The sequence below is a fragment of the Tyzzerella sp. An114 genome (genome assembly GCF_002161055.1).
Lineage (GTDB): Bacteria > Bacillota > Clostridia > Lachnospirales > Anaerotignaceae > Fimicola > Fimicola cottocaccae.
In genome coordinates this window covers 22,889-35,062 of sequence record NZ_NFLT01000016.1, presented here as the reverse complement: position 1 = coordinate 35,062, position 12,174 = coordinate 22,889, and the positions used below count along the sequence as shown (strand labels likewise).

Here is a 12,174-nt window from a genome sequence, read left to right as displayed (position 1 = left end):
TAATTCAGCAAACTTCTGCATGATTTGCTCATATATTCCCGGAAGACAAATAGCTTGCAAACTTCTTGGCTTTGCTGACTCAGTAATACTAATCATTAATTTATTAGTATAAAACACAGCCCCATCAGACTTTACACAACCAACACCAACGGATATTATACCTTTAGGTACAATTGGTAAATAACAAGTATTATCATCATTTAATATAATAGGTTGACCTGTAAAATAAGCTGTCCTTTCGCCTTCATTCCACTCATCTGTTGTAAATTCAAAGTGTACATTTATATATTTATAACTATCCGCTATAATAACAGGTTGTGGATTTACAGGTTCTATAATTGTGTTTTTTACAGTGAAATACAAATCCATATTTTTTCCCTCCTCTCAATTAAATTAATTTAATACAAATAAAATCCAAAAAAGTCCCAAAATAAAAAACACATCTAAACTGTGTTTAATATAATATATTATTCAGATTCAAACTTATTTTTTAAAGGTTCAACAGCCTCCCAATTGCCATTATTATATTTTTTTCCAAGCAAATTTGTATCCATAGTATCAATTATTATCATATTGTCCGCAACGACTTCACTGGATAAATTACTAACACCAACACAAATATTTTCTTCATTTATTTGAGCATAATAAAACATTTTATCCCTCCAATTAATAAAATTCGATTATTTGCCACGAATATGGTTTATTATAATCAACAGTAAAATTTGTAGCAGTTAATGTTTTCAAAGCAGACCAACCATTGTATGCCCAGCCATATGCATAATAATTACCGTCTTGACCACCACTATAATCCGTAGTGTTATAAGTTGTATAAGATGTTGGATTTAACAAAACAATACATTTATCCGGATTTACATTTGAGATTGTAACCTTTGAGCTTTCTGTATAACCTCTTTGTATACTTTTTATTAATTTAACATAACCACCAGTCATAATTTGGTCTAGTGGTTTAAAATTTGGTTTTCCCAACGTACTATTAACCGACTGCATTATACCTGCTAAAAATTCGCTTAAATCCATAAATCAACCTACCTCCTCTGATACAGTTGTTATACTTCCATCAGTATTAACTATTGTTGTCTTTCTTATTTTTGAGCCGGAAGGACCTGTAAACTCAGATGTTATAACATTTTCAGAAACAGTAACTCTATTTACTCCGCCTTCCTCTGTGGTGGTTATATATACTCCATTTTCATATATTGTATTAGAGGACATAAAGCCTTGCATTGCCATTAATGTTTTACGATTTATAGGTGTACCTTCTTTAATAGGAGTATCATCTCTTGTAATTAAAAATTTACCATCAGGCTGTTCCTCTATTTGAAACATATTAGGATTTTCTGGAACTCTGTTTTCTATCTCAATCACAACACAACCCCCTCTCCTGCACTGAATGTGCCTGCATATATGTATTCTTTTTTCATATTAGCTATAAAAAATTCTATGTCCTGCAAAACCTTTTCTATATAATTAGCACCCATATAATCCAAATCATCAATACTTGTAGGCACATATTTTGAACTAGGAACTTTACAAAACTGATTTATACACTCTCTTATATTTCCTATATATCTATTCATTTGACTTTTATTTGAAAAATCTTTCATAGTCCAGTCTGTTTTCGTTTCAAGGGTAATGTAATAGCCACAATCATTTAGTAACGAAGCTATATATTCAACAGCTTTTTCAACTCTATTCAAATCATTATAGTTATAATATGTATCGTCATTTCCTCTGTCTGTAATCAAATCACTGAGCACCTACAACCACCGCCTTTGTAACAAATCCTCCTGTTAGATTTGTCTCCAATCTTTCTATAACAGTATCTTTAAAATTTCCCTTTTCAACTTCAATACTAGCTCTGGCTCCCACTGTTTCATTTTCAACTACAAATGAAATATTTTGCTCAATACGATTTTGATAATAATTAAAAAACCTTTCTGCAACATTAAAGCTATTTGTAGAGGTCACAAGAGTTGCACTTTGAACCTCAATAATATTTTCCTTTTCTCCAGCAGGTAAATTTTCAATTTTTTTAGTTATTATTTTAGTATTATCATCATAATTTTTACCTCTTAAAATAACATTACCTTTTTCAGAAACCGAAATAATACAGTAATTAGCACTTTTTTCTACAATATTACCTCCTGTAACAGTCAAGTCAGCTGAAGGAGAAGAGAAGGATATAATGTTATCTCCTACATCTAATTCACCATTAAACAATTCTTTCACATCAGAACTTAAAATATAATTATGCTCCGTAACACTTACGCCAGTTACATAGGTTTTTAATTTAACTTTCGTACCTATAAACTTTCTATTCATATCTATGACAACAGGGTTCATATTTTTAATATCAGGCTGTTGTCTTATAGCTATTGCTCCACTTCGACTTGTATCAACATATCCCCCTATGGCAAAAGCAACCTGCTGCAAAGCCTCTCTGTGTGTACATTTTGGTATCCAACCACTTAACTGAATATCCTTTAAACTGTTGTCTAAAGAATATCCAAAGCCTGCATCATTCATGATAATTTCAATCAAATCTTTAGCCGAAATATCAAAATATATATCTCCCTTAAAATACGTACCGTCCATTACACCTATTCCATCCACAGTTTTAATACTCATAAGTCTATTTCCTTGACTCTCCCACTTATCAAGATAAAATGTACCTAAATTTTTGATATTTCCATTTATACTACCATCAACACTTATCTGCTGTTTTTTCTGTAATAAATCATAAACACCTTTAGGGTTAAAAATATTAAAATCATCACTATCAGAATATACAGTAAAATCAAATGTATTTATACTTAACTGGGTAGATGTCAAATCTATCTCCTCAAGTAATTTAGCATCTTTAATGTCGATACTATCAAAGGTTTTTACAACCCCGTGCATAATATTTTGTATTTTTAAATATCTATATCCTCTGTTCATTGAATTAAATGTAATTATAATTTTGTTATAGTTTTCGACCTTATTTATACAGCTAAAACGCCAATTATCAGGATTAAAATTTTGTTCCGATAAAATATTTGTGTCCTTATACCATTTTATATTTAGATTATTACAGTAATCATTTCCATATGGATTAAACTCAAATGTCAGACCTATACTACTATGATTTTCTTTATAGTTTAAAACAAGAACTGGTGGTACTTCAAAAGCTCCATTTTCCAATGTCATGCTTTTACTCCAAACACCCCAAGTTATATCCTCTGGATTATCGGGAAATGTTTTAAATGTCCCATCAAGTTTCCAGTAATCTTTCTCCAATGTACAAACCTTAGGTGCAAAAACACCCTCAAGAGCTAAATCTTGAGGGTTTATAAAATCTTGCTTATCATCAATTTCTGCTGTTGTGTCCTCTTTTGCTGATACATCTACAAGACCAAAGGCTACTGATATCGAACTACTCAAATTACATCACTCCCAACAGGCGACTTTGCTATAAAGTTTACAGTCAAGTTTTTCCAATAATTAGTTTTACCACAACATTTTCTAAGCTCATCAGATATAGAGGCGAAATATGCTGTAAAAGTATACTCTCCTTCTTCGTCAGGCACAGTCACTTCATGAAATTCTTTCTTTTCGGTAAGTTTTTTCCACAGCCTACCATATTCATAAACATCAAGAGTTGAGCCTATTTGAAGCTGATAATTAAAATATACTCCTATAAGCTCTCTATAAAGGTCGCCACTTTCCACTCTTGTTGCGAATTTATCTAAAAAATCAGCTGTTCTTTTAATATTTATAACAGGAACATTATAAATCTCCCCATCAATTTTAATCATCAATAACACCTCCCGTTATAAGGCTTTTTCCACGTCTTCTGCTTATCCTCTGCACATTTCTATAAATAACCTCTCCGTCTAAATATACAGGCATATCAACCGTAAAATCACTTCCAACCCCCATAAAACCTTCCATTTCCTCTCTCATAATCTGACGTATAAGACTTTCAGGTGTTTCAATATTTCTTCCTGATTTTTGGTCACCCAGAATAGCTAAAAATTCTTGGTTTGGTGGTATAACAGCTCCCTCAGCAAGCATAGGAACGGCAGCTAATGCAGGTAAAAGAGAACCTCCTGAAGCTATAACAGCAGCAGTAACTGCAACAGCTCCCGTTATAGCAGCAGCTGTTATAATTGCTGTTTTATGCTCACTCCAAACATTTTCGGCTTTTTCGCCAGTAGCCTCTATAAAACTTACAAAACTTTCCCAGGCAGATTTTAAACCACTGACAAATGTATCTCTAACTCCAACAGCCGCTTCATAAACAGTATTAACAACACCAGTTCCCCATATAACAAAATTAGAGGCTGTTGAATTAACCCAATTTACAACGGTCTCATCAATTCCTTCCAAGGCAATTCCCATATTCGACATAATATTTGAACAGGTCTCATATACAGATGTAGTTACAGAGGCTTTCATTTGTTCCATATCATTAACCACAGCTATATATAAATTTTCAAAATATCCTGAAATATTTTCTTTTGTTGTAGAAACATTAGTTGATATATTTCCTAAAGCTGCACTTATAGCTGTGTCAGCACCATTTATCGCTTCGGTTATAACCTTAGCTGCATTTTGGAAACTTAATTCCATAGCTATTAAATTATTTTGCAACCCTGTGTTTAACAAACCTAAAGTTGTTAATACCAATAAACTCTCAGCAGCAAGAGAATTATTAAGTCCCCAATCTGGGTTATATATTGGGATTGGTATAGGTGGAAAAATTGGTGTTTCTACCTTTGGCACCTCTAGTCCCCAATCTGGGTTATATATTGGGATTGGTATAGGTGGAAAAATTGGAGCTTCTACCTTTGGCACCTCTAGTCCCCAGTTTGGGTTATATATAGGGATTGGTATAGGTGGAAAAATTGGAGCTTCTACCTTTGGCACCTCTAGTCCCCAGTTTGGGTTATATATAAGACTTGGTATAGGCTGAAAAACAGGGTCTAAAATTATAGGCAAATCCAATCCCCAATTAGGATTATAAATAGGGTCAGGCAAAGGGGCAAATATTGGCTGTGGCACAAACACAGGAACAGTTTCAAACTCTTTAATTTTATCTTTTAATCCTATTAAAAAATTATCAAACTTATAATCTATTTCATCTAAATCTGTGTCAATATCATCAAAACCAAAATCTAAGTCAAAATCATTACCGTCATAATCAAAATTGCCACTACCGTTACCACCAGAAGAACCTAAATCCCGCTGTAAAACGTCTAATTGGTCAAACTGTGCAAGAGCACTTTTTGCCGCTTTTGCAGCAGAATTAATTCCGTCAGCTAAATTATTTTCATTTTCAGCAGCACTTCCGGCAGAGTTTGATAAATCCTTTATGGATTGACCTAGTTTGTCAGTATCATCATTTGGGTTTTTACCTGTAATAATAGAGAAAATATACCCTATTCCCTCAGCTATCAATATAAGTATTTCTAATATTCTGTTTAAAAACTTTACAAAAGGCAATAAAACTTCTATAAGTCCGCTTCCCACAATTGATAAAAACTCTTTCCAACGCTCTGATAATATTCTTGTCTGATTTGCCCAACTGTCAGAAGTTTTAGCAAAATCACCCTCTGCAAGTGCTGTCTGCTCCATTACATAGGCATATCTTAGTTGAATTTGTTCAGCCTGCGTCATAGCGGATATTTTTTTGTTTATACCTTGTGTGTAAGCAAACTGTTGAAGATTTGCCTGTGTCATAACAACGCCTATTTCCTTTAAACTTTCTGTCTCTCCTGTCCATATAGATTTAAGCATTGTGTCGACTTCTTCAAAAGATTTGTTATAAAAAGAGGCTATATCTCCAATTCTTTTTGTAGCACCTAAAGCCATGTCAGCAGCTTCCTCTAAAGCCATGCCTGAGCCACGGCCCATTGCCATGTATGTAGATGAAAATTGTTTAGCCGCCAATTTGCTCATACCCAATGTTTCAATAGATGTCTTTGCAAATTCTTCACATTTATAAGACATACTTCCAAAAGCTGTTTCAACAACATTTTGAACCTCTTGCATATCAGATGCCAAAGAAACAGCTTCTTTTCCAAACTCAATAATTTTATCTACAACAAAAGCTGCACTTAATGCAATTCCGACAGCAGAGGCAGCACTTATTATTGCCGAAAAACCTCTTGAAACAGCAGATACACCTGTGTTGAAACCTGATGTATCTACCCTTGTATCAATTCTTATACTACCGTCATACTGTGCCATTTATACCTCCTTTCTTTTTCTGCATCAAAAAAGCACCCACAAAAGTGAGTGCTTTATAAAAAATATTAAATTGTAAAATAATCTACTCTCTGTATTTAGCCTCAAGTTTAGGTATTAATACTTTAGTATTTGTCACAGCTGTTTTCATCTCTGTTAATCCAGCAAATTCCCCATAAAATCCAACTGTATCACCTTTTATTATTCTAGACTCTCCCTTTGCCAAATTATAATGGACATACCATTCATTTCCGTTGTCATTTCCAACGTAACCATATTCAGTAACAACTCCACCTATAATTTCCTGTGTGACATATAAATTTACATATATAACCTTACCTACATATTTGTCAGGATTTCTTATTAAATCATCATAGGAAATAGACTCATAGGAATTGATATACTCCTCTTTAGTCATATTTACTGTTTTACTATTTGTTCCACTAACAGCAGTAAAACCAAATCCAATAAATGAAACTACTATCATAATCAAAGAAATCAAAAAAGTTTTTGAATATATACCATTTTTAACTCCTCTGATTTTACAAAGCAATATAAATATTAAGTTTCCAAAAGCACAAAAAGCAGAAGCAAAAACTAATCCGAAAAATAGTGATGCCAAACTTTTTCCAGATAAAAGAAATAAAGATATCCAAAAGAAAGCACTTAATATAAAAATTGTAATACTGGATTTGCTTATATAGGATTTTTTATTAGTTATATTTTTCTTGTTTTTAGAGCTATTATCATTATTATCAAAAGGATAAAGCTCTGGTGAACCGTAAGCCCCCATAATATCCCCCCCTTATATGATATTATAAAAATATAGTATCATATAGAAGTGTATATTTCAATTATTATCCATTTAAGGCTTTCATAAACATATCATACTTATATTTTTCAACCTCTGTAAGTTCTTCAGGAATTTCATATATATATCTATATTTATTATACAACTTTAATTCCTCTTTTGATAATTTACCGTTAGCATATCTCAATCTAAAAGACATAATCCTACTCATTTGACAATCTTCAGGCATATCCATAAAAGCCATAAAAAACTCCCACCAATGTATAAATTCACCTCGTCCAAGTTTACCATTTAAAACTTTATTAACAGCAGAAAATATATATTTACTATCATGAACAAAAGAATACACTCTAACACCATTTGTATTACTTTCTATAGATGCTTCACCACAATTTAAAAATTTTACACCTTGTTCCAAAGCCTTTATATAATCTTTAGGTATTTCTTTGTATAAGAGGTTTAAGAGTATTATATTTTTTTCACTTTGAGTAAGTTCTTTATCTTCCATAGCTAAAATAATTTTAATCCCTGTTTTATAATCACAATTTATGTCATAAACATTATTATCAATCTTTATTTTTGTCGGGTATCCTTTAATAAACAAATCAATCATTTCATAACACCGGTTTCTTCATCATCAGACATATATTTTGATAATTTTTCAGTTCTGTTTTTATTTATATATGGAGCTATACCATATAAAAAATCCTCAAACATTTTCTGATTTAATGAATCTCCAAAAATTTTATTTATTATTTCCTCTCCGAAAACTATACCAAACTGCTCTTTTATTTCTCTACACATTTTTGCGAGCAATTTTATGCCTTCACGAGTTTTAACTTCTTTTGATTCATCAGAATTATCAATATTCTGTGCTTCTGTTATATAATTATTTTGCTTTTTATTTAAAAAATCAACTAAACTATAATATCTCTCTATAAAACCAACATCATCAGGATCAAAAGATATAATCATATTTTCATCACCATTAACTTTTAATCTAACTTTTGTATCTCTTATTTTTATATTATTCATATCATGCATCGCCCTTTTCAGTAAAACTCTTTGTACTTGGATTGAAAGTTCCTATAATAGGGTCACCTATAAAATTAATTGTAAAATTAATCACAGCTGAACTTCCACCATCTCCTCCAAAGTCATCAATTTGTATGGAGCAAATATTTTTCTCTGCCGGATATGCTCCTGTTTCTTCAGTCTCATATAAATAAACAATACATACCTCTGTTCTGGCATCACCTAAAACAGCTCTTTTCTTTCTCAAGCCATCTACAAAATCAAATACAGGATCGCCTTTATAAGCTGTCATTGGTACTGCTGATGTAGGTTTGTAGCTTTCAACATCAGTTGTACCACTATCCTGATGTATATACGTTTCATCACTTTTTTGTGGATTATAACTTATAGTCATACTTGTAACACCATTTCCCACAAGAGACCAAGTTGCCTCTGAGCTTCCTCCTGTATTTAAAAATGTTGCAACTTTACTTCTTTTTATTTTAGTTGCCTCAGCCATTTAATCTCCTCCTCTTTGTTAATTTCAATTGTATTTGTATCTGATATGTTCCACGACCATCATCATCAACATCAAAAAGCATAACATTTGATGCCGATATATTTTCCACATAATATCCTACAATATCTGGATAAATTTCTTTATCATTATTATCTTCAAGCCATTCAAAAAAATCATCTAAAAAGTCATAATTATCCTGACGATCTTTTTCACTTATAGTGTATTCCCTAGCATAGAAAACATAATTATTTATATATGTTCTATTGCCACAAATATCTTCAAGAGTTTTACTATTTCCAGAAGGTGCAACAGCCACAGTTCCAGGAGTACTGTCTGTACCGTCAGTCATAATAGGTCTAAGTTCCATTTTTTCAAATTGCTTTAAGTAATCTTGAATAGCTTTAATAATATTCATACCAAACCTCCCATAACTCTTCTCGCACCTGATATTATTTTATCTTTATGGTCCGATTTCATTCTTTCAAACCACATTTTTCCTCTTTTAGGTGCTCCATTAAAACTTAGATGTTTTTCAGTCAATATTTTTCTTTCTCCAAGTTTTGCCCAAGAAGAACCTGTTGTAGGGCTTACCATTAAAACCCCATAGTATAAATATTTTGCATAAGGCATATTCCAAATAACTTCACCTTTTCCTATAACAGTTCCCAAAATAGCACTTCTTTTTAACATACCTGTATAAAAAGGTGTATATGGATCACAAAGTCTTATAACTTCACTGTCAACAAATCTTTGTACTCTCTCATATCTTCTCTCCCAGTTCGATTGGAAATTAGGGTTCCACTGTAAAATTGCAGTACAATTATCATTTGTTACAAAACGTTCAAATGGTACATTTATTCTCACTATCTACCACCAACCTTATAATGCTTTAACTCTCCAAAATCAAAAACATCTACTGTTGTAACAACCCTTACAGAGCCTAAAGAATACAACTCAGAAGGTTTATTTTTTATCTCATAATCAAATATGCCTTTTAAAACAATATCCTTTTTAAGAGGCTTAAAATCCCTTGAAAAAGGTATATATAACTCTAAAGTATTACTATCTTTTAAACCACTTTTTGATATATTTATGCCCTCTACATCTTGCCACAACACCCCATAAACATAATATTTTTTCCAAACTCCTTCTTCTTCTCTGTAAACTGTACAATTATGAGGGAACATATTAATCAACTCCTCTATACAACAAAGGTACAGCATTATCATCACATATTCCTGATAAATAAGACTGTACCAGTTGTTTTTTTATTGAATTAATACTTTGTAAATTTGTCTTAACATATGTCTTTGACCAACTTCCTACACTCTCACTTGAAACTTTTTCTTTTGAACAATCATTTACATAATTTATTTCTATAAGTTCAAATACAAGCATTTTAACAGCTTTAGGTACATCTAGCATGCCTCTTATTCTGTTAAAAGTTTCTCTGTCAATTTCTTTTTCAGACATAAACAGATAGCGGTTAAAGACGGTTTCATCAACGATTGAACCACCTAAAGTAATATATTCAAAATATGTAATATAATACACAAAACCACCTCCTCTGTTTATTCTAATGAGTTTAATCTCTCAATCTCTTTTTTTAAATTTTCATTTTCAGTCTTTAGATTTTTATTATCTTCTCTCAATTTTTTTATTGTCTTATTTTCATTTAATGTTTTTTTATTTTCAACACCCATTCCAACAGTTTTTGCCATAAAATAACCTCCTATTTTATACTCACTCTTTGTAGTGAAGATATATTCCTGCTGATTTATTTTCGTAAACATCAGCTAAACCATAAGCACGATAGAAGAAAAGCCAACCGTCACTATCCTGATTTAATTCTGGAGAAATAACTTTATTTACTGTATGTTTTGAATACTGTAAAACACATGGTTTATGAATCACCATAAAATTAATATCTTTTCCAAGGTCAGCTTTTTTAAATCCTCCTGCAAGTTCATCATCTGTTGTTCCATCTAAGAGGTCAATAGCTGTGTAAAAACGTGACTGTGGTACTTTTACAATCTGACTAAAACTATTAAGTACTTCTTTTGACTTAGTTGTATCTACATTGTAAACAGCATTATAATGAGTAGGTGTAATAAATAAAATTCTATTTTCCTGTGGCACTTCATCTTCATCCATTTTATTCTGTGCAGAAATAAGAGCTGTTAAAACACTTGCTCCATCAGAAAGCGTTGCCCCTGCTGAAATTTTTGAAATTCCATCTGATCCTGCATACATAGCAAAACGAAAAGCATCCATTTCCGGAATTACTTTTGTTCTTATAAATTCACCTGATAATCTACCAAAAGCTATACCGGCTGTTTCCTCATTATCCATATTATCAACTGAAAATTTACGCCCTCTATCATAATTAAATTTTACGGTCTCATTTGTAAGACTTACATTACCAGAAACATATCCTCCATTCCTAGAATAATCTGCAAGACCATCCATAGATAATTTAGGAATTATAATCTCATTAGCATTAGCTCCCATTCTAACAAGAGTATTGTCTCCATCTAAAATTCCTGTAAGTGATGAAACTTTATAAACCTCATCTAAAAGGTCAATATATTTTTTAAATAAAGTAATTGAATTTGCCATAATATTTTTTCTCCTCTCTTATTATTTTATTGGTGGTAATCCCATTACAGCTCTAGCTTGATTATCTGTAACAGTTGATGTTTTTATATCTCCCATTCCACTCATATCGGAAGGTGAATTGGGATTTTTATAATAATTTTTATCTTTTGTCAACTCATCAAAAATATCTTTATCACCTTTTCCCTTATTGACTTTATCACTTATAGCCTTTTTAAACTCATAATAAACGGCTTTTTCTGTTAGTTCATCACGCCATTTGTTTTCTCCTACAATTTTCTCAAAACGTGATTTATAATCAGCTTCAATTTCAGCTTCTTTTTTCTTCCTTTCATTTTCAGCTTTTTCATCGGCTATTCTTTTCTCAAGCTCCTGAAATTTAACTTTGAAATTTTCTTCACTTTCAATATCTTTTTTTAATTCAGAAATAGTTTTTTCATAGTCTGTAATAGTTTCTTGAGCTTTATCTAAATTAGATTTTATATTATCAAAATCACCTTTAGCCCTTCCTATATCCTTTGTATTTATATCAAGTATATTTTTAAGCTGTTCATTTGTGGCTTCCGGAAAAATATTTTTGATTTCTTCTCTTGTCATTTAAAGTCTCTCCCTTCGATTTTCAGTTTGTTATCACAGTTCTTTCTGCTCACCTTGATAGTTTTTCGGGGTTCCGCCCAAATTTCAAAAAATTACATAAAAAAAGAGCCTGTTTAACGTCTGTACTCAAAGACACCTTTTTATTAATCAAAATACTCCTCTAAACTACTTCCCCTTTCTCGTAATATTCCATCGCATATCATTGTTACCATTTCACTATAACCAAGAGGAACAAAATATTTTCTGTCCTCACTGTCAGGATTTTCTTTTAAAAATGTTATAATATCTTTCATTATTTGTAGCCATTCATCATCTGTATTGTCTTTTCTTTTTATCCTTTCAACAATTTCTAATGCAGTCATAC

20 protein-coding genes are annotated in these 12,174 nt (G+C 31.6%); all 20 read right to left on the bottom strand.

The window, feature by feature from the left end; genetic code table 11:
* The coding region (locus tag B5E58_RS11255) for a hypothetical protein (protein ID WP_143597261.1) at positions 1-369 on the bottom strand (369 nt) is incomplete at its 3' end.
* Positions 370-467: 98 nt separating this feature from the next.
* Positions 468-653: a hypothetical protein gene (locus B5E58_RS11250; protein WP_088109759.1), complete on the bottom strand. Its 186-nt coding sequence runs from the start codon at positions 651-653 to the stop codon at positions 468-470.
* A 13-nt stretch (positions 654-666) separates the two neighbouring features.
* On the bottom strand, positions 667-1,038 hold the full coding sequence (locus tag B5E58_RS11245; RefSeq protein ID WP_088109758.1) for a hypothetical protein: 372 nt from the start codon (positions 1,036-1,038) through the stop codon (positions 667-669).
* Positions 1,039-1,041: 3 nt separating this feature from the next.
* Positions 1,042-1,386 carry a hypothetical protein gene (locus B5E58_RS11240; protein WP_088109757.1) on the bottom strand — a complete coding sequence of 115 codons (345 nt, stop codon included), beginning with the start codon at positions 1,384-1,386 and terminating at the stop codon, positions 1,042-1,044.
* On the bottom strand, positions 1,383-1,778 hold the full coding sequence (locus tag B5E58_RS11235; RefSeq protein ID WP_088109756.1) for a hypothetical protein: 396 nt from the start codon (positions 1,776-1,778) through the stop codon (positions 1,383-1,385). The genes B5E58_RS11240 and B5E58_RS11235 overlap by 4 nt, the downstream gene beginning before the upstream one ends.
* Complete coding sequence (locus B5E58_RS11230; protein ID WP_088109755.1) at positions 1,768-3,444, bottom strand: hypothetical protein; 1,677 nt, start codon at positions 3,442-3,444, stop codon at positions 1,768-1,770. Before B5E58_RS11230 ends, B5E58_RS11235 begins: the two co-directional genes overlap by 11 nt.
* Positions 3,441-3,818: a hypothetical protein gene (locus tag B5E58_RS11225; protein WP_088109754.1), complete on the bottom strand. Its 378-nt coding sequence runs from the start codon at positions 3,816-3,818 to the stop codon at positions 3,441-3,443. The genes B5E58_RS11230 and B5E58_RS11225 overlap by 4 nt, the downstream gene beginning before the upstream one ends.
* Positions 3,811-6,255 (bottom strand): hypothetical protein, encoded by a 2,445-nt coding sequence (locus tag B5E58_RS11220; protein WP_088109753.1) that lies wholly within the window; start codon positions 6,253-6,255, stop codon positions 3,811-3,813. The genes B5E58_RS11225 and B5E58_RS11220 overlap by 8 nt, the downstream gene beginning before the upstream one ends.
* Positions 6,256-6,337: 82 nt before the next feature.
* Positions 6,338-7,045 carry a hypothetical protein gene (locus B5E58_RS11215; protein ID WP_088109752.1) on the bottom strand — a complete coding sequence of 236 codons (708 nt, stop codon included), beginning with the start codon at positions 7,043-7,045 and terminating at the stop codon, positions 6,338-6,340.
* A 64-nt stretch (positions 7,046-7,109) separates the two neighbouring features.
* Positions 7,110-7,676: a Gp15 family bacteriophage protein gene (locus tag B5E58_RS11210; protein ID WP_088109751.1), complete on the bottom strand. Its 567-nt coding sequence runs from the start codon at positions 7,674-7,676 to the stop codon at positions 7,110-7,112.
* On the bottom strand, positions 7,673-8,098 hold the full coding sequence (locus tag B5E58_RS11205) for a DUF6673 family protein (RefSeq protein WP_088109750.1): 426 nt from the start codon (positions 8,096-8,098) through the stop codon (positions 7,673-7,675). Before B5E58_RS11205 ends, B5E58_RS11210 begins: the two co-directional genes overlap by 4 nt.
* Position 8,099: 1 nt before the next feature.
* A complete protein-coding gene (locus B5E58_RS11200) occupies positions 8,100-8,597 on the bottom strand; it encodes a phage tail tube protein (protein WP_088109749.1) in 498 nt (165 codons plus the stop codon).
* Entirely contained in the window at positions 8,590-9,012 is a 423-nt protein-coding gene (locus B5E58_RS11195) for a minor capsid protein (protein ID WP_088109748.1), read from the bottom strand. The genes B5E58_RS11200 and B5E58_RS11195 overlap by 8 nt, the downstream gene beginning before the upstream one ends.
* The gene (locus tag B5E58_RS11190) at positions 9,009-9,461 is read right to left on the bottom strand and encodes a minor capsid protein (protein WP_242956664.1); all 453 of its coding nucleotides are present in this window, start codon (positions 9,459-9,461) and stop codon (positions 9,009-9,011) included. The genes B5E58_RS11195 and B5E58_RS11190 overlap by 4 nt, the downstream gene beginning before the upstream one ends.
* The gene (locus B5E58_RS11185; RefSeq protein ID WP_088109747.1) at positions 9,461-9,784 is read right to left on the bottom strand and encodes a DUF6751 family protein; all 324 of its coding nucleotides are present in this window, start codon (positions 9,782-9,784) and stop codon (positions 9,461-9,463) included. Before B5E58_RS11185 ends, B5E58_RS11190 begins: the two co-directional genes overlap by 1 nt.
* Position 9,785: 1 nt before the next feature.
* On the bottom strand, positions 9,786-10,151 hold the full coding sequence (locus tag B5E58_RS11180; RefSeq protein WP_088109746.1) for a hypothetical protein: 366 nt from the start codon (positions 10,149-10,151) through the stop codon (positions 9,786-9,788).
* A 17-nt stretch (positions 10,152-10,168) separates the two neighbouring features.
* Positions 10,169-10,318: a hypothetical protein gene (locus tag B5E58_RS13500; protein WP_158097742.1), complete on the bottom strand. Its 150-nt coding sequence runs from the start codon at positions 10,316-10,318 to the stop codon at positions 10,169-10,171.
* Between the two features lie 22 nt (positions 10,319-10,340).
* Entirely contained in the window at positions 10,341-11,216 is an 876-nt protein-coding gene (locus tag B5E58_RS11175) for a hypothetical protein (RefSeq protein WP_088109745.1), read from the bottom strand.
* A 21-nt stretch (positions 11,217-11,237) separates the two neighbouring features.
* The gene (locus B5E58_RS11170) at positions 11,238-11,810 is read right to left on the bottom strand and encodes a phage scaffolding protein (protein ID WP_088109744.1); all 573 of its coding nucleotides are present in this window, start codon (positions 11,808-11,810) and stop codon (positions 11,238-11,240) included.
* Positions 11,811-11,953: 143 nt separating this feature from the next.
* Positions 11,954-12,172 carry a hypothetical protein gene (locus B5E58_RS11165; RefSeq protein WP_088109743.1) on the bottom strand — a complete coding sequence of 73 codons (219 nt, stop codon included), beginning with the start codon at positions 12,170-12,172 and terminating at the stop codon, positions 11,954-11,956.
* Positions 12,173-12,174 lie beyond the last annotated feature (2 nt).

Excerpts from the sequence above, each read along its gene's own strand:
- B5E58_RS11195 (WP_088109748.1), bottom strand. The coding sequence starts at position 9,012 with ATGAATATTATTAAAGCTATTCAAGATTACTTAAAGCAATTTGAAAAA.
- B5E58_RS11250 (WP_088109759.1), bottom strand. The coding sequence starts at position 653 with ATGTTTTATTATGCTCAAATAAATGAAGAAAATATTTGTGTTGGTGTT.
- B5E58_RS11165 (WP_088109743.1), bottom strand. The coding sequence starts at position 12,172 with ATGACTGCATTAGAAATTGTTGAAAGGATAAAAAGAAAAGACAATACA.
- B5E58_RS11225 (WP_088109754.1), bottom strand. The coding sequence starts at position 3,818 with ATGATTAAAATTGATGGGGAGATTTATAATGTTCCTGTTATAAATATT.
- B5E58_RS11215 (WP_088109752.1), bottom strand. The coding sequence starts at position 7,045 with ATGGGGGCTTACGGTTCACCAGAGCTTTATCCTTTTGATAATAATGAT.
- B5E58_RS11205 (WP_088109750.1), bottom strand. The coding sequence starts at position 8,098 with ATGAATAATATAAAAATAAGAGATACAAAAGTTAGATTAAAAGTTAAT.
- B5E58_RS11220 (WP_088109753.1), bottom strand. The coding sequence starts at position 6,255 with ATGGCACAGTATGACGGTAGTATAAGAATTGATACAAGGGTAGATACA.
- B5E58_RS11175 (WP_088109745.1), bottom strand. The coding sequence starts at position 11,216 with ATGGCAAATTCAATTACTTTATTTAAAAAATATATTGACCTTTTAGAT.
- B5E58_RS13500 (WP_158097742.1), bottom strand. The coding sequence starts at position 10,318 with ATGGCAAAAACTGTTGGAATGGGTGTTGAAAATAAAAAAACATTAAAT.
- B5E58_RS11245 (WP_088109758.1), bottom strand. The coding sequence starts at position 1,038 with ATGGATTTAAGCGAATTTTTAGCAGGTATAATGCAGTCGGTTAATAGT.
- B5E58_RS11170 (WP_088109744.1), bottom strand. The coding sequence starts at position 11,810 with ATGACAAGAGAAGAAATCAAAAATATTTTTCCGGAAGCCACAAATGAA.
- B5E58_RS11210 (WP_088109751.1), bottom strand. The coding sequence starts at position 7,676 with ATGATTGATTTGTTTATTAAAGGATACCCGACAAAAATAAAGATTGAT.
- B5E58_RS11185 (WP_088109747.1), bottom strand. The coding sequence starts at position 9,784 with ATGTTCCCTCATAATTGTACAGTTTACAGAGAAGAAGAAGGAGTTTGG.
- B5E58_RS11200 (WP_088109749.1), bottom strand. The coding sequence starts at position 8,597 with ATGGCTGAGGCAACTAAAATAAAAAGAAGTAAAGTTGCAACATTTTTA.